The 20,114-nt window shown below is 59.5% G+C and carries 17 protein-coding genes; 4 read left to right on the forward strand and 13 right to left on the reverse strand.

The genetic code is table 11. The annotated features are described in order from the left end of the window. Positions 1 to 14 precede the first annotated feature (14 nt). The 6 genes from C380_RS24060 to C380_RS13955 all read right to left on the reverse strand — a co-directional run bounded on the left by C380_RS24060 (position 15) and on the right by C380_RS13955 (position 10,908). Positions 15 to 728 carry a PIN domain-containing protein gene (locus C380_RS24060; protein ID WP_015014495.1) on the reverse strand — a complete coding sequence of 238 codons (714 nt, stop codon included), beginning with the start codon at positions 726 to 728 and terminating at the stop codon, positions 15 to 17. Next, the gene (locus C380_RS13935; protein ID WP_015014496.1) at positions 728 to 1,309 is read right to left on the reverse strand and encodes a hypothetical protein; all 582 of its coding nucleotides are present in this window, start codon (positions 1,307 to 1,309) and stop codon (positions 728 to 730) included. Before C380_RS13935 ends, C380_RS24060 begins: the two co-directional genes overlap by 1 nt. Before the next feature lie 131 nt (positions 1,310 to 1,440). Beyond that, a complete protein-coding gene (locus C380_RS13940; protein WP_066784999.1) occupies positions 1,441 to 1,878 on the reverse strand; it encodes a hypothetical protein in 438 nt (145 codons plus the stop codon). 28 nt (positions 1,879 to 1,906) lie between these two features. After that, a complete protein-coding gene (locus tag C380_RS13945) occupies positions 1,907 to 2,731 on the reverse strand; it encodes a hypothetical protein (RefSeq protein WP_015014498.1) in 825 nt (274 codons plus the stop codon). After that, the gene (locus tag C380_RS13950) at positions 2,728 to 7,971 is read right to left on the reverse strand and encodes a hypothetical protein (RefSeq protein ID WP_015014499.1); all 5,244 of its coding nucleotides are present in this window, start codon (positions 7,969 to 7,971) and stop codon (positions 2,728 to 2,730) included. The genes C380_RS13945 and C380_RS13950 overlap by 4 nt, the downstream gene beginning before the upstream one ends. Positions 7,972 to 7,974: 3 nt before the next feature. Beyond that, positions 7,975 to 10,908, reverse strand: a complete 2,934-nt coding sequence (locus C380_RS13955; RefSeq protein ID WP_043566594.1) for a DEAD/DEAH box helicase — start codon at positions 10,906 to 10,908, stop codon at positions 7,975 to 7,977. Positions 10,909 to 11,163: 255 nt separating this feature from the next. Between C380_RS13955 and C380_RS13960 the strand changes: the two genes are divergently transcribed. After that, a complete protein-coding gene (locus C380_RS13960) occupies positions 11,164 to 11,502 on the forward strand; it encodes a hypothetical protein (RefSeq protein ID WP_015014501.1) in 339 nt (112 codons plus the stop codon). Positions 11,503 to 12,222: 720 nt separating this feature from the next. Here C380_RS13960 and C380_RS24065 read toward each other — a convergent pair. The 5 genes from C380_RS24065 to C380_RS13970 all read right to left on the reverse strand — a co-directional run bounded on the left by C380_RS24065 (position 12,223) and on the right by C380_RS13970 (position 15,843). Further along, positions 12,223 to 13,971: a phage/plasmid primase, P4 family gene (locus C380_RS24065; RefSeq protein ID WP_051022540.1), complete on the reverse strand. Its 1,749-nt coding sequence runs from the start codon at positions 13,969 to 13,971 to the stop codon at positions 12,223 to 12,225. A gap of 111 nt (positions 13,972 to 14,082) precedes the next feature. Continuing rightward, positions 14,083 to 14,334 (reverse strand): hypothetical protein, encoded by a 252-nt coding sequence (locus tag C380_RS24500; protein WP_083871615.1) that lies wholly within the window; start codon positions 14,332 to 14,334, stop codon positions 14,083 to 14,085. Positions 14,335 to 14,497: 163 nt separating this feature from the next. After that, complete coding sequence (locus C380_RS25015; RefSeq protein ID WP_015014503.1) at positions 14,498 to 15,208, reverse strand: hypothetical protein; 711 nt, start codon at positions 15,206 to 15,208, stop codon at positions 14,498 to 14,500. A 76-nt stretch (positions 15,209 to 15,284) separates the two neighbouring features. Beyond that, positions 15,285 to 15,584 carry a BrnA antitoxin family protein gene (locus C380_RS24505; RefSeq protein ID WP_015014504.1) on the reverse strand — a complete coding sequence of 100 codons (300 nt, stop codon included), beginning with the start codon at positions 15,582 to 15,584 and terminating at the stop codon, positions 15,285 to 15,287. A 25-nt stretch (positions 15,585 to 15,609) separates the two neighbouring features. Beyond that, positions 15,610 to 15,843 (reverse strand): BrnT family toxin, encoded by a 234-nt coding sequence (locus tag C380_RS13970; protein WP_015014505.1) that lies wholly within the window; start codon positions 15,841 to 15,843, stop codon positions 15,610 to 15,612. 202 nt (positions 15,844 to 16,045) lie between these two features. On the opposite strand from C380_RS13970, the gene C380_RS13975 reads away from it, so the two are divergent. The 3 genes from C380_RS13975 (at position 16,046) to C380_RS13985 (ending at position 18,018) form a co-directional block, all read left to right on the forward strand. Next, entirely contained in the window at positions 16,046 to 16,537 is a 492-nt protein-coding gene (locus C380_RS13975) for an NUDIX hydrolase (RefSeq protein WP_238544018.1), read from the forward strand. Positions 16,538 to 16,563: 26 nt separating this feature from the next. After that, entirely contained in the window at positions 16,564 to 16,872 is a 309-nt protein-coding gene (locus C380_RS13980) for a hypothetical protein (protein ID WP_015014507.1), read from the forward strand. A gap of 138 nt (positions 16,873 to 17,010) precedes the next feature. Continuing rightward, positions 17,011 to 18,018 (forward strand): hypothetical protein, encoded by a 1,008-nt coding sequence (locus tag C380_RS13985; RefSeq protein ID WP_015014508.1) that lies wholly within the window; start codon positions 17,011 to 17,013, stop codon positions 18,016 to 18,018. A gap of 62 nt (positions 18,019 to 18,080) precedes the next feature. Here C380_RS13985 and C380_RS13990 read toward each other — a convergent pair whose 3' ends face one another. Both C380_RS13990 and C380_RS13995 read right to left on the reverse strand, forming a co-directional pair. Beyond that, the gene (locus C380_RS13990) at positions 18,081 to 18,335 is read right to left on the reverse strand and encodes a hypothetical protein (RefSeq protein ID WP_015014509.1); all 255 of its coding nucleotides are present in this window, start codon (positions 18,333 to 18,335) and stop codon (positions 18,081 to 18,083) included. Positions 18,336 to 18,446: 111 nt separating this feature from the next. After that, the gene (locus tag C380_RS13995) at positions 18,447 to 19,751 is read right to left on the reverse strand and encodes an integrase family protein (protein ID WP_015014510.1); all 1,305 of its coding nucleotides are present in this window, start codon (positions 19,749 to 19,751) and stop codon (positions 18,447 to 18,449) included. Positions 19,752 to 20,114 lie beyond the last annotated feature (363 nt).

Below are 20,114 nucleotides of genomic sequence, written 5' to 3' on the forward strand. Positions count from 1 at the left end.
GTATTTCTTACTTCTCAGCGCGAGCGCTGCTTGGTCCGGGCCTTGGTAGTGCCTTGCGACGCCCCAGGCACTGCAAGCTCCCAGCGCACAGCCAGCTCGGCTGCCAGCTCTTGGTTGTCAAACTGCTGTGGGCTTTTGATGGACGCAAGCATGTCCAACAGCGAGAAAGCGGGGTTCTTGAAATCCGCAGCCGTCTTTTGCAAGCTGCTGGCGGTCCCTTCAGGGTCCATCTGATACACCAGTTGCAAGACATCGCCGGGGTGCAAAGGCACCACGCCAAACGGCGCCAGTACCTTGGCCGGCAAGTCTTTCAGGTTGTCTGTGGCCAGCACTACGTCGCGCCCAGTGGCCTGCGCCCAATCGGCTGCAGCCAAAGCCACATGCACATCGTCAGGGTCTGGCAATCGCAAAAGGGGCGCCAATGCCTTGTTGCTTCGCAACAGCTCCAGCCGGTCGCCATCATCGTCCCAGCCCGGCAACTGAAAACCGGGCACCAGGTGCTTTTTGATGGTTGCCAAGCGCTTTTGAGCCCAAACCAGGTCGTCCGCTGTGCTCTCGCGCTGATTGGCACCGGCTCGAAGTCGCGCCCGGTGCTTTGCGTACTCCACCTCAATCTGCGGGGTCCAACGCAGGTCGATAGCCACGGCCCTGGCAAGGTCGAAGAATGCGAATGACACCACGTCCTTGACCAGAACATTGGCGTCCGCAAGGACGATAAGCGGCGGCATCAGGTGGCGATGCCCAGCTTTTTGGCCAAGGCCTGCGCCCGGGCGCGCGACCTCTTGCGCTCTCTACTGGGCCCCGCCTGAGCGTTGTCCTGCTGCGGCGTCAAATCAACCGCCTTGCGTGCTTGGGCCAAAGTCTTGGGGGCTTCCGCAGAAGCCTTTGCCATCAGCGCTTCAAACTCACCGGCCAACACCTTGCGGTGTCCGCCTGTAGTGCGGTTCACACGGCCCTTGTACGCCCCAGAATCGAGCAGGGCGGCCACAAAGGGCCGCGAAAAACCGCTGCGATTGGCGGCCTCCTGGGTGGTAATCCACTCCTCCTGGGCCAATGCCTGTGCCTTGCGCGGCTTCGAAACAGCAGATGTATCCACCAGCTTCGCTATCTGGCGTGCCAATGCATCGGCCATTGCATCAATTTCTGCCATCGGCAGGTCAGCGCCATGTGCTTTCAACTCAACGGGCAATGCATTGCGCAGGACCGATGAATACTGCTGCAGCACCGACGCACGCGCACTCTGGGCCTGGCGAGCGCTGGGCTGCTTGGCGGTTCGGCCAAGTTTGGATGGATAAGTGGCGATGCCCATGGTCGTGACTCCTTGGTCTTGGATGGCGCTTCAGAGAGTGCAAAAATCGAAAAAATCGAAGTAATTATGCGACAACCTCGCCACAGGAGCAAATCCCGCGGCCCGATGCGGGCCTCAGAGGCTGCGAGGAGTCACTTCACAGGTACGGCCTTTTTCAATTTCTCCAGAAGTGGCTCAGACATCGCCTTCACATGGTCGTGGCACTCGCTCTCATCTTTCGGTAATCGCGGCAGCCCCGGGCTCACGCGAGAGAAGTCGGCCAGCTTGAAAGCCGCGTCGTAGTAGTCTTTGAGCTCTTTTGCCAACGCCTCATCAAGGCAAAAAACTGCCGTGTGCTGGTGGCGATAGAACAGCCGCACCACATCCAAATCCGGGGCTTGGCCTTTGCATTGCATGTGCATGCTCAAATCCAGAAAAGCATCAAATACCGCACGGCGCTCGTGGTACATCGCCTGCGCATTCGCCCGCTTGGCTTCCTGGGCTGACCGATGCGCGCTCCATCCAGCCCACACAGCCACCGCCAACGAACCCAGCGCAACCGTTTCAGAAACTCCCCAATCGGCAACCATCGCTACCATCCAAGCACAGCTCACTAGCTCACCCTGCGTTTTGTGATACAGGCGTGTCTGCAAACACGGCAAAGCCAACCCGGCACTGGGTGCCACATTCAGGGCATTTCCAATATGCTCCGGCCCGTATTTGATGCCGGAATAGCTTGAGTGCGTGACCACATTCGGGGTTTGCACAACACACGTCTTGTACCACCGGGCGCACCGTTTGCGTGCCCGTTTGTTCAACCTGAACGACGTGCTCAGCACCACATTCAAAGCAGACTACCGGCACTTCGGCCTGCCCACGGGGCAGACGCTTTCGCACCGTCTTGCCACAGTCCTCATTCATGCAATTGAAGGTCGTGAAAGTACCAAAATTGATGTTGAAAACGGGAGAAGCAAGCACAGCATCAAGCTTGACCACCAACTCATCGCAGCGGCTGCGCAGCTTCCGCCAGTCGTGACCACCACTGTTGAGCTGCCTCAGCGTGGGGTGATGCAAAAACGAACCGAGGGCGTCGTAGCTCCCCTTGATGTCCTTCAGGTTGAAAACCTTTTCTGAGCCCAAGGTCCGCATCTCCTTGGCGGGGACACCCGGTTCATCTTCCAAACCAAAAGACAAGGTTCCGCTCGCATCTGCCAGCGGTTCTAGCTCAAGCAGCACTTTCATCAGTTTGCTGGGTTGCCAAACGTCGTATTCCTGCGGAGGCAGTTCCTTTTCGAAAGACTTGGCCCGCTCGTAGGTAACGGCTTCAATCGCCATACGAAGCTCCAGCGCGGCGTAACTCAGGCGCTCATCGCAGCCGCTTGCTATCTCTGTTTTGGCGCGTTGCAATGCCTCTCGGGCTCGTTGACGGAAGTGGGGATTCATAGTTGGCTCGCATCTCGTTGCCCCTCAAAGAATTCCCACGCCACCCGGTAGTCGTCCTCGCGGCTGGCGCGGGTGAAGGGGGCGGTGTAGGTGCGTTGCACTTCGCGGGGGCCGCCGGGGAGGGTGTCGTCCATGAGCCATTGGGTGATGGTGGTGCCATCGGGCACCTTGGGGGTGCCGCCGCGCTTTTGGGTTTCTTCGCTGTCGCCGGCCTCGCGGCTGGCGTAGGCCCACAGGTCGTCCCAGCCGAAGTTGCCTTCGCGTACCTTACCGTCGGGGGTGGTGATGCGGGTGCGGGGGGTGGTGCGGCTGCCTTTGCGCGGTAGGCCCACGCCTACCAGGCCTTTGCTGTTGGTGAAGACGATGCGGCCGGTGGCGTCGTACCAGGTGTCGCGCTCGTAGCCTTGCATGACGGGGAATTGCACGCGGTAGATGAGCAGCAGTTCGTCCAGCGTCAGGCCCAGGGCCTGGGCCACCAGCACATCGATTTCAACCAGGGCCATGCGGCGGGCGTAGTCGCTGCGCAGGGCGTAATCGCGCGTCCAGGTGCTGGTGAGGGTGGGCCAAAAATCGTGCGACAGGCGCGGGTTGCCCGGCTGGCTCCAACACTGGTCGGCAAAGTCCAGGTCATAGACCTGTTCCCACAGCGGGGCGTAGTGGGTAGTGAGGCAGTTGAGGGCGAGAGTGCGGGCACGAAGGCCGATGTGGTTTTCAATGAATGGCGCACGTCCAAGCTGATTCATGTAGAGATGGGCCATGCCAGCGCTCTTAACACTGAAATCACATGGTACGGATGCCATGAATCCAGCCACATCCACCGCTTGAGCCTGGCTCCTGAATGTCAGAGAGGAAATCGTGTGGATGTGTGCCACTCCGGGCGGCGCAATGATTGGCCGTGTAGTTCGCTCGCCCGAAATGCTCACGTAGTTACTGAAAACCAGTCGGAAAAACTCCGTCACCGGCCTGTTCGGCGTTCCGTCCTGCTCCAGCCAACTTACGCGAGGCGTGCGGCGCAGGTATTCGGCGCGGTCGGGCATGGGGCGGTAGTTGGTGCGCGGTATGTAGTCGTCGGGCAGGGTCTGCAGGTCGATGATGTCGTAATGGCCATTGGCTGTGCAGACCTTGCGCGGGGTTTTGTTGAACGGATTGGCCAGAAAGAAATGCGGGCCGGACAGCACCCAGTCGTGCGGCGTTGTGGCAAAGCCGGGGGCGGTGCTGGGGCGGCGGGCGATGGTGCCATCCTTTTGCTGCATGGTTTCGTGCCACATCTCGGTGGAGACATAGCCCTCGCCCAAGTCCGCTAAGCGGCGCGGGTAGGCGGCCAGCTTGGCCAGCACGCTGCTCAGGGCGCCAGCGTGCAGCGCGGGCAGGCGGGCGCGGCGCGCGAGGGTGCCGGGTTCGTCGTAGAGCTGTGCAAAGGTGGCCAGCGCAGCTTCATCCACGCGCACGATGCGGTCGCGGTGGCCGCTGGTGTTCCATTGCCCAGCCTCGGTTTTGTAGCCGCCCACCGTGCCCAAGCCGTCGTGCAGGTAGCAGGCATCGACAGTGGCGGGTGCAAACAGGTTGGCCAACTGGTCAAAACGCGGCGAGGCTTGCGCGGCGCCATAGATATTGACGCTGAATTTTGTCAGGTGGTGTACCTCAGCAAACAGCGCTAATTCGTTCACAAACTGAAAATGCCGCCGCAGCCGCGCGTACACCGCTTCGCGCAGGTTGCCGCCCTTAGGGTCGTCATACGGCCCTTCGGGGTGCAGCAGCCCGGTCACGCCCTGCGCGCTGCACAAGCCCCAAGCCAGCGGCATAAAACATTTGTACAGGTTGGTTTGCACGCCTTTGAGCAGCGGGTAGTTCTGCACGGCATTGAGAAAGTTTTGCGTACCTTCGGCCTCTTGCAGCTCGTCCGTCCATTCAGCTTGAAGGCCGGGGAACTGGGCAAACGCTTCGGCGCGCAGTTGGGCCAAATCACTGGCGCTGATTTTGCGCACGGCAAACACCGGGTTGCGCTCGCCCAGAATGCCCGCTTCGTTCCACTCCACCTTCAGCCACGGCGGGTTACCCAGAATCAGGTCAAAGCCGCCACCGGGGCGTCCCTCAGCCCCCGACCGGGCGCCCAGCAGCACATCGGCAAAGCACAGCTCCCAGTGCATAAAGCGGCGCTGCTCGGCAATGCCTTCCACCACGGCCACACGGGCAAAGTGCTGGCGCAGCTTGCTGATGCGCAGTTGGCCAAACTTGTCGTGCAGGTTGGGCGGGTTGGCGCCGCCAGTGGGCTGACTCAGGGGCAACTGGGTTTCAAAACCTTCGAATGCGGGCTGCACCTCGGGCACGAGGACCTGGGGGGCATCGGGCGCGGTGGGCATCAAGTCCAGCCCGCGCTGGGTTTCCATCTCGACCACGTTGCCTTCGAGGATGGCACCCACCTCCATCCACCACTGTTCGCGGCTGGGCAGGTCGGCACTGCGGGTAATGGGCCAGAACCACAGGGCGCACCAGTAGTCCATGACGAGCTTGAGGCGGCGGAACGGGGTGGCCAGGTCGCCGTCTTCGTTGAGCAGGCCTTGCTGTCGGATGGCTTCTTTTTGGGCGCGGCTAACGCGGGTAGAGCGGCCGTCACTACCATTTTGATAGCTGCTTGCGCTTGTCGTGTCTGCGCCAGAGGCACTTTTGACTTCAAATTCATGCGGCCAGACACGCAGCTGGTCTTCGGTGCGGGCGCGGTCGCGGGCCAGGGCTGCGGTGTGTTGTGCCCACAGGGCCTCCACCTGCTGGCTGAGTTGCTGCAGGCGGGCCACTTCATAGTCGCCCAGCGGCGCGGTGAGGGCTTTGCGCCAGGCTTTGAGGCGGGCAAAGTCTTCGGGGTAGAGGCTCTTGGCCACCTTGTCGGTGTAGTCGCCCATGCCGGGGTCGGGCAGCAGAAAGTGCCAGATTTCGTCGGGGCGGCGCGGTGCGTCAGCTGTGGCGCGCCGCGGCGGTGCTTCGTGCCAGGCGGGTTTGGCGCCCTTCTTCAGGGCGGCGGCGTTGTAGACCTGGTGGCGCGCGCCAATGAGGCTGTTGCCGGCAAAGAGCTGGTAGCCAAACCAGGGCACGCGGGCGGGCAAGGGCTGGCCGTTGTCGTCTTGCTCGCCATAGATGGCGTTGAGCCAGATGGACACCTCGGCCAGTTCCACGGCCACGGGGTTCAAGTCCACGCCAAACACGTTGCGGTCGGCCAGGTACATGCGCACCTTTTGCAGCTCTTGCGGGTACTGGTCGTGGGGGATGCGGGTTTTGAGCTCGGCCTGTTTGCGCTCCAGGTAAGCCTCGGCCAGCTGGTTGACGGCTTCGTTCAAGAACGCGGCGCTACCCATGGCGGGCTCGCACACGGTGAGGGTGAGGATGTCGTCGGCCTTTTTGACGCGGCCGTTTTTCTCGTCGAGCAGTTCTTTGAGGGCGTACTTCACCAGGCACTGGGTGAGCACCTGGGGGGTGTAGTAGCTGGCGCTTTTTTGCCGGTCGCGGCCCGCCAGGCGATAGATGAAGCTGCCTTTGGGGTGCATGCGCAGCCTGCGGCGGCCGTCGTCGTTGTCGTAGACCTTCTCGTCGTCTTTGTAATCGTCGATGCGGCTGCGGGGGACAAACCAGGCGTTTTCCAGCATGTCGGCGTCAGAGTCGCTGGCGCGGGCGGGGCGGCCTGTGCTGGCGCTGTCGTTCGCGTCATCGCCGCCGTCTGCGTCGTCATCGCCTTCGTCATCGTCCGCTGCGGCGCGGCCTTTTTTGGGTGCGGGTTTGACTTCGTACAGGTCTTCGTCGGCAAAGAAGCCCCGGTAGCTGAGCAGGGCCTCGTACACGGCACCCAGCTGGTTGATGGACAGTAACTGGTAGCTGACGCGGCCTGGACGAGCGCCCCGACCCTTCGGCTTGCTTGAGGACAGCAATCGAATCACACGCTGCCACACAGCATTGGGAAACTGCACCTTGCCCAGCAGGGGCATGGAGGCGTCGTCGAACAGGCGGCTGTCGAGCGGGGCCAGGGCGAAGGTGTCTTTGGCGCCTTGCAGGGCAGCCTGGTCGGCATTGCGCAGGCTGGCTTGCTCGCCACCCATGCCGCAGCCGTGGGCCACCAACTTAAACAGGCGGCGCAGGGTGAGGTCGAAGTATTTGCCATCGCGCGCCTGCTGTGTGAGCAGGGGCTGAGACTCAAGGTCCCGCAGGCTGTCTAGGCTGTAGCCCTTGCGATAAACCTCGCTTTTGTTGATGGGCACATAGCCCAGCTCGGGCCGGGCCTCGATGTAGAACATGAACAACAGGCGGTACACCATGCGCAGGCATTCGAGGCTGAGCACGCCAGCGTCGAGCTTGTACTGGCCCGAATACACGCTCTTCTTGCTGCCGCTGGCTTGTTCGTCGAGCTGGCGGGCGGCTTCGTTGCCCAGCAGTTCAATGGCTTCGCGCAGGGCGTATTTCAAATCCTCGCTGACGCCAAAGGCGTGTTTGTGGGCGTTTTCGTCCAGGCTCTCCAGCAGGCTGTTGCCCTCACCGGGAGCCAGGCTGTCTTGGTGCAAGAGCGCGGCGCAGGCTTTGAGGGTGTCGGCATCTTTGCGGTCGAGGATGTCGGCCCAATCAAAGCGCAGGGCGCGGTTGTTGGGCCACTTGTAGCGGTCGAGCAGCAGCCATTCGTCCAGGCCCAGCAGCAGCACGTAGCGCGGGGGCTGGTCGGCACCAAACACGGCGTCTGACAGCAAATCGGCCCAGGTCTCGCCCTTGACCTGGGGCGGCAAGGGCTCGGTGCCGTAGTGGAAGGCGGTGAGCTGGTGGTCGAGCAGGTCTTCGTCTTCGCGGTTGGGCTGGTAGGCGGGGATGATGGCAAGGCGCTGGCCTTGCAAGTGCCACACGGGCAGCGGCAGGCCGGGGGCCAGTTCGTGCAGGGTGAGGGTGCGCGGGGGTGGCGCGTAGCCCAGCGCTTGCAACAGGCCGGACTGAATTTGCATGAAGGCGTGCCAGCGCTCGTGCTCGTCTTTGCCGCGCTGCACCTGGCCGCGCAGGGCGAACCAGCGCTGGGCCCAGGCTTGGAGGCGCTTTTGCGGGGCGCGGTGCTGTTCGTGGTCTGGGGCATCGCTGGGGTGCTGGGCTTCTTGCGCGTCCCAGGCTTCCAGGCGGTCTTTGATGTCGCCTTTGAACACTTCAGCCAGGTAGTGGTGGCTGTAGAACTCGTTTTCGTTGGTGATGCCAGCGAAGGTTTGAACGGCTTCGAGTACGGGCATGGGTCAGGCTCCGGCGGTGGCGGCAAGGGCAGCTTGGGGGTGGCACACAACGGCGAGCACTTGTATCCAGGGCTGGGGTTCGGTGGTGAGGGTGTCTTGCACCCACTGGCGGTAGTCGTCAAACACGCGGGTGATTTGCTGGTTGCGTTGCTCGAAGCGGCCGCGCTTGACGGTCTCCAGCTGCTTTTCGAGTTCAAGCGTGAGCTGCTGCACCTGGCGGCCTTGCAGGCGCTCCAGCTCAGCAAGGGTGCCTTGCAGGCGCTCGCTCAACTGATTGGCAAAAGTGGCCTGCTTGGCGAGCATGTGGACGTGCATTGCTTCCACCGCCAACGGCAAGGCTTGCTGCATGGCGGCGCAGGTGGCGTCCAGCCCCTCGGTGTGGCCTCGGTTCGGCAGGCCGTTGGCACGCAGCCCTGCGCGGGTGGCAAAGGCGTCAAAGGATTCGAGGGCGAAGGGGCCAGTGCCGATGCGGTGGGCCACCTGCCACTCCACCAGCAGGGGCTGGCCTTTGCGATTGGGCACCATGCTCATCAAGATGAAGGCCTGCTCTTGCGGCTGCAGCTTGCCACTTTGCAGCAGGGGCGCGCGGTGGCGGCCAAAGTGGGTGAGCACGCGGTCGCCAATCCAGTCCATGATGGGGTGCTGGGGCCACAGGTAGTGCAGCTGGGGCCAGGTGTCATCTTCAAAACGGTTTTGACGAGCCGTTTCGATAGCCTCGGCCATTCGCTGAGGGTTGGCGCAGAGGGAGTACAGGTCGTTCTGCGCCTGCACTTCGCGGGGCAGTTGCTTGAGGCGCTCTTGCAGGTCGCGCGGCGCGGTGAGGGCAATGATTTGCTCGGCGTCGTGCGCCGTCCACTGGCACAAGGTGTCCACCTGGTTGAGCTGCGTGAGCGCGGTTTTGGTGTAGTGGTAGTCGCTGTCGAACAGGGAAGTGGGCTCGTCAATCTGGCTGGTGCTATTGGCGGGCGCTGGGGTCTCGTCGCCACCGAACAGGCTGAGCAGGTAGTCGCCCTCGTTATCGTCTTCTTCCGAAGCGGCCGTATCCAGCTTGGTTTCGACCTGTTCGGGGCTCATGCCCTGCGCCATGAAGTCGGCGACTTTCTCCGCCTCTTTGTCGGGGTCGAAGACGTTGAGGAAGGCGGAGGGGTCGCCCAGGTTGAGGGCGGCTTGCTCGTCTTTGGCGGCCAGAATTTCGAGGATGCGCAGGTCGCCCTTGATTTTGTCGGTGGTGGCCTCGGTAAACAGGTAAACGATTTGCGGCTGGTGCTTTTGGCCGTAGCGGTCCACCCGGCCATTGCGCTGCTGGAAGACCATGAGTGACCAGGGCAAATCAAAGTGCACCAGCCGGTGGCAGAAGTAGTGCAGGTTCAGGCCTTCGCTGGCCACGTCGGAGCACAACAGCACGCGGATGGGGTCGTCCAGGCGGCCAAAGCGGTCTACCAGCTCCTGCTGCTCGGTATCGGCCATCTGGCCGTGCAGCACGGCCAACTGATTGGGCTTCATCTTCAGGTCGGCAGCGAGCTGCTCTTGCAGCCAGCGCAGGGTTTCAATGCGCTCGGAGAAGATGACCAGGCGGTCTGCGGCGTCGTTGGTTTTCCAGGCGAAGTCTGGCGAGCGCAGGTGGGCCAGCAGGCGCTGATATTTGCTGAAGCTGGTGGCGGCGGCGTCGGTGGTCAAGGCGCGCAGGCTGTGGGCCAGCTCTTCCAGGCCGCGCACTTCGGTGTGCTCCTCTTGTGTGGGGCTGGACTTGTTGGAAAGTAGCTCCATGCGCTTGAGCGTGGATTCGAGCGCTGCGGCCGGGCTGGAGAACAGACCCTTTTGCAGGCTGATGCGCTGCAGCTCTTGCTGGCGCCCGGCCTTGTGCTGGCCACCTTGGGTGAAGGCCACGTCGAGCAAGGCACGGTAGGCGGCTTCTTCCTGCGCGCTGGCGCTCTGGCGCAGGCAGATGGTCTGGCGCTCTTGGAAGTCGGCCTGCACCTGGTCTTTGATGTCCTTCTTGAATCGGCGGATGACCAGGCCCTTGCTGCGGAAGTCGTCGGGCGTGTAGTGGTCGGGGTCGGCAATGGCCGTGGGGTCCAGCAGGCTCATCAGCGAGGCAAAGCTGCGCGCCGAACCATCGTGCGGTGTGGCCGACAGCAGCATGAGCGTGTCCGACCGGTTGGACAGCAGCCGCGCCAGCCGTGCGCGGCGAGACAGGCCCGACTCCCCTGCTCTGGCCGCCACGTTGTGGCACTCGTCGATGACGATGATGTCCCACCAAGCGTTTTCGAGGTAGTTGCGGTACTCCAGATTGCTCTTGAGCGTGTCGATGGAGATGATGCTGCGGTCGAAATAGTTGAAGGGGTTGTGGTTGGCCGGAATGCGGTTGCGCACCCGCGCGAGTCCCACCGAGTCCAGTCGCACCAGCGGGATGGAAAAGCGGCTCCACCACTCTTTCTGGAACTGGGTGAGCATGGCCTTTTGGGTGACCACCAGGATGCGTTTGCCGCGGCCGCGCTGTATCAGCTCGGTGGCAAGGATGCCGGCTTCCAGCGTTTTGCCCAGACCTACCGAGTCGGCAATCAGGATGCGGGAGCGGGGTTGTTTCAGCGCCTGCAAGGCCGGGTCCAGCTGGTAGGGCACCAGGTTCATCACGCCCCTGTGGCCCAGGTGAATCTTGTCGTCGTTGGCCACGCTGCGCCGGCGCAGGCTCTCCAGGTACAACACGGTGGCGTTGTAGGTGGGGCTGCTGTCGGGCACCAGTTCGGTCTTGGCGGGGTCGAGAACCTCGATGGTGTCTTCGAGCGCGGTCAGGAACAATGCTGACTGGCCCCGCACCAGGTCTGAAATGCCGTCACAGCTGAGGAGCCAGCCGCCATCGGCAGAGGGGTCAATGCGGCGGATGAGCCATTCTTCGTCGCGGATGACCGCGCGGGAGCCGGGAGCGAAAGGGAGCATGAAGCTGAGGATCTCTCTGTTGTTTATGGCAAAGCCATGCACTTTGGAGGACTCACTTTTCAAAAGCGATATATCTAAAAGAGCAACCTTTCTGTCCCCCTCCTCATTAGATTTTTAACAGAAAATTTCAACTCTTTCGGTAAGCCATGCTCCGGTTGCCGAGTCAAGTACATCCGATTAGCGCGTTGTGCATAGCTCCTGAAAAGTGGAGTTCTTAGATTTGCTGAAACAGCGCCTACGGACATACAGAGCAGCATGGACTGGAAACCGCAAAATGGGAACTCAAAAGCCACGCGCAGCAGGCTCGCCCTGCACTTGGCGCAGCCGCTCCATGATGCGACGCTGACAGTCCGGGCTTTCTTCACCAACAGCGTGAACGACCGCATCAAAAAATTGTTGGGCACGCTGCACACCGAATGCAACCTCGGCCTGTTGCAACCCCAGCCGGATCAAGTCACAACTCATGCGGTGGGCGTCTCGCAAGGCGAACGGGACCTTGAGTTTTACGGTTCCATCAGCGCCACGGGAAAGCGCAAACTCCCGCATCAGACGTGCATCATTCTCCAATTCGTCCAGCTTCGTCCAAAAATCTAATGCCCGACGCGTAGCGGGCACCGGTTGTGCCATTACCCGACTCAGTGTCTCTGGGGTAGGAATGCTACGCCTAACCTCCTGCTGCAACGCCGACGTTGCTTTCGCATCAGCATCGGCCACACGGCCCACGGCCTGTTGTCGCCAACGCCCCCATGTTCCAGCAGGGACACCCGGGAACTGTTGGCGGGCCAGCCTTGCGCCCTCCTTTGCGCCATGCTGGGCGCTCAAGGTTCGCAGTAAGGTTATTGCCTCGACACGGTGGTGATGGGGGGGTCTCGCCATTGGGTACCTTCAAAATTCAAAACTTGCTACCCCCAGTATCGAATCACGACCTGCCACAACAAAGGTGATCGTCGCAGAGTCCAAGGGACAGAAGGCAATGGAACGCATAAAACGCGAGAAACCACATTTCATCGATATTTCTCTGTAACCAGCACCTTACAGGTTTTCATATCCTGGTTACCGTTACCATTCAGGATTAATTTTTCGCCCAAGTTGTCAAAATAGCGTTCCATCGGGTTCCAATTTTACAAATGGTTGATTTCACTGAAGAAGTGGGACACCACGCAAGAGATCTGCACGTTCCGTATCGCGTGCCGAAACACCTCCGGCGCAATCAACCTTTGCCCCATGACCCATCTAATTAGGAAGATTGCGAACTATCGGTACGAACAAGAAAAAACTTCCGCAAGACCGGGCAGTAGAACAAGTTGGCGGTACCTAAAAGGTGGGCTCACGCAAGCGGACGCCTATGAAAGCACGCTTTCCACGCATATTTCCGGATCGCATTTGCTCTGTTTTCACGGAAGGGAACGCCGCCTTTAAGTCACGGCCAAACAGCTGAAGGGTACCGGGATGCTCTCTTCCTTGGGACACGCAATATTCCCGCCACTTATCAAAAAGGACTTGGCATGGTATGGAAGCACCTTCGCAAAATTCACACACATCATCCACAAAATCAGCGATTGGCGATGTAATAGCATCCAGATCCTTTTTTGCTTCCTGACTTGATTCAGGCTGCAAAAAATTCCCCATGGTGTTTAAGTCATCGAGTCCATCAAGCGACCAGTTCAGAATACTAGAAAGCTCGGCCTGCAACCTTTCCGCCAAGCGCCGATCCTCCGAACCAAGAAAGGATCGGCGCATTTGCAGTATGGAGAATCGGTTTGCAAGCGCCCCAGAGTTGTCAGTTAAGCGAGGTAGTTCATTGCTGCAAATGACTAGCCTGGCGCCTATGCGGCCAATCCACGGATCAATGTGCTTGCGATCCACGGTAAGAATGTCACCGCCAGAGATCGCCAGCAGGCGAGACGCCACTTGTGCCATTTGATCATGCCGACCGGCAAAACGAGCATCCCCAACGATGGCCGCCTTCTTTCCGATCAGTTGCGCCAAGCCAAACTGACTTGTGAAGTCAAACAACGTGGGCCCTGCCACGTTACCGGCACCAAGAAGGCTAGACAGCACCGCACAGATGGTCCCTTTGCCTGAGCGCGGCGGTCCAACCAGCAGTAATATTTTTTGCAGGTCCGTTCGGTTAGTCAGCATGTAGCCGAACCACTGGCGCAGCAGGCGCACGCTGTCTAAATCATTCGGAAACACCGAATCCAAGAAGTGCAGCAACTCCACAGGCGCCTCCAAACTCTGTTGTCCATACGCAACCGGGACGCTACTGCGGGTGAAGAACCTCGGGCTATGCGGTTGAAGATCGCGGCTCAATGGATCAAGCAGGCCGGTCTCCGTGGAAATCAGATTGCAATTGCCATCATCGTCGAACCAGAAATCGGAACCAGAATCTCCCTCCTGAAATGCTGCTGATCGCAAAGCATCCTCAATCTTGTTTAGCTTGCTCTGATCCGGGTTGAACGATGTACCGTCAGTAATCGACACTGCATTGCTCAATCGGTCATACAGGTAGCGACGGATAGCGTCATTTGTCATGGATTTGTACCGTGCACCATCCCAATAAAAATATTCCCCACCAACGCGATGTAGCGTTTGGCACCTCGTTTTCGCTTCCGGATCCTGCCAACTCCAATCCTTTGACAGCAGCTGATGGGCAGTCACGTAAGGGGCCTTTGGGTCAACCTCAAGGGCATCTCCCAAACCACTCTCACCGTGTCGGGGCTCAATAGTTTTCGCGGGAATTTTATAATCTATCACCAAGTCCAACACAGCAGAAATACCGGGAAGAATATGAATTTTTCCGCCATACTCAGTCGCATCCCACTCGAATTTCAGGTCATCTTCCATAATCCTGCTCCAGCCTTCAACGCCTATTTTTTCCCATTTTTCAATAATGAGGAAATCGAAATTTTTCGGTGTTGGACCGATTATTGAAAAAGTAAATTGTTCACCTACTTCATAGCAAGCCGACAACAAACCGAGCTTACCCAGGTCAACCTCCAAAAAGTCAAGAAAATCAAGAATAAAATCTCGAGGATGCGACTCAAAAATGATTTGATTCATATAAGCTTTCATTTAAAAGCCTCATATGGGAACGGTATGATGCGCTTGGTTTGAATCATTCCGGGCCACACGAGGCAACTGGAAACCCGGCTGCGACCGGTTACTCGACTTTCAGGCGGTACCACTTCCAACGCCAAGTACGGCTTTAATGTCGGCCACTTTCCAGGCCAACCGGCCATTGACTCGGATTGGGCGGATTGGGCCGTTTTCCATACATGCCCAGCCCCGCAGGGTCTGCGGGCGGCGGTTCAGGTAAAAAGCAGCGGCGGCGGTATCCACTGCAGGACGGTTTTCATGCTCCAGAGGCGTGAATTTCTGTGCGGTCGCTTGTTCGCGAGTCTCGATACGTGGAAGGGCGTGCATTGCAGCTTGCTTTCAACCCGGCAGCAGGGGCCGGATATGAGCGAACTTTGAAAACCCCGTATCCCTACGAATGAATAAGGGGTTCTGAAATCAAGCATCCATGCGGGTTTGCAGCACATTACCCATCAAAACAAGGGGTTCACCCCCGGGGTTCTCATGGCTTTTATTGCGTTTCAAAGTTGTCGGCTTCGTAGGTTTTCCATACGTCCAGCCATGGCAGTAGCAGTGGCCGCGTCTGGAACCTCGCACGCACTTGCCGGATTGGCACATGGCCGTTATGCACCAGCGCTGCGGCAATCAACACCGGGTTCCATCGCGTCTCTCTCACCCCCCGTTGTCCCGGTATCACCACGCAGCTTTGGAGCCATTTGGGCTTATCGCCAAGTGGCTTGCGCCACTCCTTTTCGTTCCAGCGCATGCCGTCGAAGGAAAACGCAATATCGCCGGTAGTCAGAGCCAGCGGCGCACTACTGGCGCCCTCAGCCGCCGGAGTGGAACACTTCTCGGGCGCCGGGGCGGCGGGCGCAGCCTGCGGCGGATCGGTGTGGGAAACTGACGCAGTATGGCCGGCCAAGAGCGGGATTACCACATTGTCAATGGTGACAGGCAGACCACATTCAGAGGCAAGGCGGCGAAGATCGTCCGGTAGCAAGACTAGACGGCGAGCATAAACGTCGGGAGGAATTCCAGCCGTATCAAACGGAACCCAAGTGTCCGGATCTCTTCCTCGAACCTCCCCGCTATGCGCTCGTGCCAGAATGAAATTGAGCGATTTGCGAACGGCATCGGGACTGTCTGGTGAAACGGTTCCAGCCAATAAATGTGCGGCCTGCACTAGCGTAATAGGTTTTTCCGGGATTTGAATTGCATTCACTCTTGCCCCCTCAAAGCAGCGTTCAATGGGCGCCCCAGCAGGCGGCCGAAGGCATTTCGGTTTTCGATTCGCGGGCCTAGCTGTGACGAAGCGGGCAGGCGGGCGTGCGCACCCAGCTTTTCAGAGCGTCATTGATACGGGTCTGCCAACCATCGCCCGACACCCGGAACTTATCCACTACCTCCACATCAAGACGCAGAGTGACTTGTGTATTGGTGCCACTGCCCAGCGGGCGACCACGACGCACCAGTGGTTTGACCTGCTTCCATTCGGCATCAGTAAACGGCACCGCATCAATGTCGGCCAGCGCAGTAGTGGAAATGGAGGTGTCTTCAGAAGAGGTCGGCAGAGTGGTTCCGGTTTTAAGTTTCGGCATAGCGTTTCACCTCTCGCGTGTTGGCTTATCTCAAACTGATGATGCGGCGCTCGGTCGGATGCTCAGGCGGGCGGTCAACAAACACCACGGACATGACACGCAAGCCGATGTAACCCAGCGCCACCATGCGAGGCTCGCAATAGTCCCGGCGCTTGTCCGGCCACAGCACGGCAGTTTCCCATTCAAAGCCCAGCGCATCCAGCAATGAAAAGCCATGCTTTGCCAGATTGGCGGCATCTTTGGCCGAGTCGAACGTCACATTCGTTGTTTAGCGTAGCTATGTTTATTTGAAGTTCAAGGATTATTTGTATTTGTGCTATTTCACCTAGCCACCACGCGCAATTCGCCCGGTTCTGCTATGGCCTCAAACTGCATACGGGCAAGACTCAGGATATGGCCCTCTATTAGCTCCAGAAACGGGCGAAAGGCATCAATACTGCGCGGCCTGTAGCCTTCGGCTGTTGCGCTCGCTTGTGGCCCATGATCTGCGAGATAGCCCCAGCAGGAGTCCCGACAGCTTCACCCAGCAGCGAGAAGGAACGGCGCAGACCGTGGAATGTCAGATACTCAATTTCGGCGTGTTTCAGGGCTTGGGCATCCTTGAGGGCGATGGTCGTATCTGGGTGGTTTCACCGAGTAACGCCTTCGGCGGCTACGTCAATACCTTCCCCAAGGGCAAACTGGACTGGGGCCTGGGCCTTCGTGCGAATGCGCTGAAGGAAGGCTTCGAAGAATCGGGGCTGCGCGTGGCGTTGACCGGGTTTCTGTGCGATTCGCACCGCACGACCTCGGTGACGCGCTACTACCTCGCCAAGCGGGTGGGTGGACATCCGGCGAACATGGGTTGGGAGACGCAGGCGTTGAGTTTGGTGCCTCGCGCTCGGCTCGCGGAGTTTGTGTCCCACAAAAATGACCAGGTCATTCTCCAGGCGTTGCAGCAGGCGCTGGGCTAAACCGAGCGCGACAAGGAGACAGCACGATGTGGATATTTTTGCCAGACAGTTTTATCAGCGTGGTCCGAAAGCCCGGTGACACGGACACCCTCACAGTGCGCGAGCGGATCAAGGGCGACATCGAATCGGTGTTTCCGCAAGCCCAGGTCGAGGTGAATAAAGGCACGGATTACAAGTACCGAGCTCGCGTGCCCCGAGAGGCCGTGGCACAGGTGCTGCACGACCAGGTGATGGGTTTGCACTGGAGCAACTTCAAGGGCGCCGTCAAAAGCAGCAAGCGCCACGACGCCTACATGGGCGTTTGGCGGGCGATGTATGCGGTGCAAGACCGCTGAGCGTCTCGCAATGTGCTGCGATAGTCATGGAGCAGCCAGGTCAGGAGCGGGGCGGCGATATTGCAATGATTGCCTTGACTTGTGTGATGTCACCGGCACACTGGTTCCCCATGCCAACCAAAGACATCCACAGCTCCCATGAATGACAACTGGTTCAGCCGTCTGACCGGGTTCAACGAAGGCCCGTATGGCGCCACACAGGCGCAGTTGGAGGTGGACGGCCAAGTCCTGCGCTCCAAAGTCAACGGCCGCAGCTTTTGCATCGGCCAATTTGAGATGCCCTCGCTGGCTGACCTGCGTGCCCAAGTGGACCAAGGGACGGGGTCGACCGGGCAGACACGGATCAGCATCGTCATGGGAGACGTGCGCAAAATGCACCAGTTGCCTGAATATGCGGGTGCGGTGTTCCAGGTGGCCAGTCAATTCAACGCATTGGAAATGGTGGGACCCAATGTTTCCCCGGAAGACGGCGTGACCCGTTATGCGTACGACCGAACCCAGGGACCCGCGTGCGCCATCGCCGCGGGCGCAGCCACGATCTACCGCAACTACTTTGTACCGGTCGGCGACCAGGTCGGCCAAAGCGCAAGGCACCAACTCGATGGCCTTGCAGATTTGGGGGCAGCATTGGCCGAGGCACTGGGATGCTCTGTGCCCGAGCTGTGGACGATGCAAAACGGCTATGCGCTTGCCACTAAGTCAGGGCTGGACCGGATATCAGCTTATCTGCGAGACGCCAGCGAGCCCGCGCTCTACGAATTGACCGGGCTCCTTCGCGTAGGTGTCCACCAGGGCGTGGAGGTCACCGAAGGTGCTGTCGCCCCTGGGCAGCTGGTCAGTCAGGTCTTCTGTTCTGCGCTTCCCGTGGCCTATGGACGGGTGCCCGCGGTACATTGGCAGGACTTTGCGAAACTGGTGCTCAATGCGGCATATGAAGCCACGTTGCTCGCTGGAGTGCTCAACCACCGGCAAGGCGGCTCGAATATCGTGCTGCTGACCCTGCTTGGCGGTGGTGCATTCGGGAATGCCCCCGAGTGGATTCACTCTGCCATTCAGAGGGCGCTGGACAAGACTCAGGGCCACAGCCTGGACGTTCGGCTGGTGAGCTATGGGCCACCGTCAGCCGAATTGCGCGCGTTGGCTTGAATCTGCATGCAGACAGGCTGTTGTTCTAGTCGTAAGGCAGAGCTCTTGTACCCATCAGCCTATCACTCCACCCCAAGCGCCTCGAACACCGCATCCACCAGGTCTGAATAGAAACTCGTCTGGAAATTGGCAAACAGCTCGCCCGGAACGGAGGGAATATCCGTCACGCTGAACATGGGCAGCAGGATGCGTTTGGCGCCGGCGTCAAATGCCACCTGCATGCTCTCGGCAAGGTTTATGGCCTGGGTGATGGTGCCGCCCAGGGTCATGTCGCCCAGCGCCGCCGCCCTGTCCAGCTGATACCCGGCTTCACGCATGGCAGACTGCGGGAAGCTTAGCAGGTCGTCCAGTACAGTGCCCCGAAACTCGATAGACTTCGTCGTGTGAGTGCATAGAGTTTTGTATATTTTTGGTGAAGTCTGATGCTCTCAGTTTGACACTACCTGGAGCTTGCCCGGTTCGTTGGCGCGATCGAACTGCACCCCGGCCAGATTCAGGATATGAGCCTCTATCTGCGCAAGGAAGGGGCGCAGCGCGTCGGTGGTGCGTGGCCGGTAGCCTTCAGCGGTGGCGCTGGGCTTGTGTCCCATCACTTGCGCGATGGCGCCGGCTGGTGCCCCTGCGGCTTCACCCAGCAGCGAAAAAGACCGGCGTAGACCGTGGAAGGTCAGGTGTTCAATACTGGCGTGTTTCAAGGCCTGAGCATGGCTTGCGCGCGCGTCGGTAATGCGCCCTGCCTTGCCCGTGCTGGCGAACACATACGGCCCCACCCTGGGCAGACTTGCCAACATTTGCGCCATGTAGGGACTCAGAGGGATGGTCCGGGTGCTATCCACCTTATCGGCAATGATCAGCTTCCGCCACTGAAAATCTATATTCGCCCATGTCAGGGCAGCCAGTTCTTCACGGCGGGCACCTGTCAGCAGCAAGGCGCGCAGATAGGCGCTGGCAATGCGATTGCTGATTTTCTCCACACCATCCCACCAGCAGGGCACCTGAGCGGCTTCTAGGGCATCGGTGCGGCGGGTGCTACTGGGCAGGCTTTCCACAATAGCCGCGGCCTTGCCCGCATCGCGGTCTGTCAGATTCCGATACTCCGTGCGGGTAGCGCACCAGCGAAGAAATCCTCGAAACATCATCAAGGCGCGAGCGGCTTGGTGTTTGCCGGTCATGGCTTCACGGTCGTACCAGTCTTTAAGCGTGTCTTCATTCACGCCGACCAGCGGTAACGCCATCAGCGGATAAAGCGGCCCTGGTCGTGTCACGCCCTGCCCTCGCTTTTTTGGTTCGCCCCCTGGGGCGGCCATTGCCTCCAAGTCGGCGCGGTAACGAGGCTTCCATGCATCCCGGCGTTTGGGCCTGCCGTTCTCCAAATACAGCGGCCACACCTCGCCAACGGTCAGGACTTTAGCGGCGGCGGCAGCTTGTTTTTCAGCATGGGCGGCCAGGGCATCGCGTTTCAGGTCGCGGGGATCTTTGCCTTCATCAATCAGGCGTTGCAGTTCGCGTGCCTTAGCCTGGGCGTTGGGGATGCTCCAGGCGGCGGGGCTCCCAATCGTGATGCGTAGGTCTTTGCCTTGGTACACGCCCTGGAACACATAGGCGGGTTTCCCGGCAGGCGTGGCACGCAGCCCCAGCCCCGGCGCGGTCGCATCCCACATGAAAGCCTGCTTTTTGTCAGGCGGGCACTTGAACCCCGATACCCGGCCGGCGGTGAAAGCGATCTTTGCCATGTGGTGCCCCTTGCGGTCTTACATCGACCAGGATGTAAGGGCGGATGTAAGACTATTTACCGAAAAATGCCGAACTTCAATCAACATAATTACTGTTTATGCACTCGGCAAAAATCGTCTAACTTGTTGATTTTTATTGATTATATCAGTATCAATCAACACAAGTGAGCACACCAACCCACTCATTCGTAATGAGAAGGTCGGGTGTTCGATTCATCTCTCCGGCACCAATAAAATCAACGACTTACGAGTCGTTATTGCCCCAAGTGCCGTCTCCTGTCACACTCAAGTCACAGTAGACGGCACAATTTGGCAGCACTGCACAACAGTGCCATCTCTCTCCAGCCAGTTTTGTGCCGTCAC

The organism is Acidovorax sp. KKS102, from assembly GCF_000302535.1.
GTDB lineage: Bacteria > Pseudomonadota > Gammaproteobacteria > Burkholderiales > Burkholderiaceae_C > Acidovorax.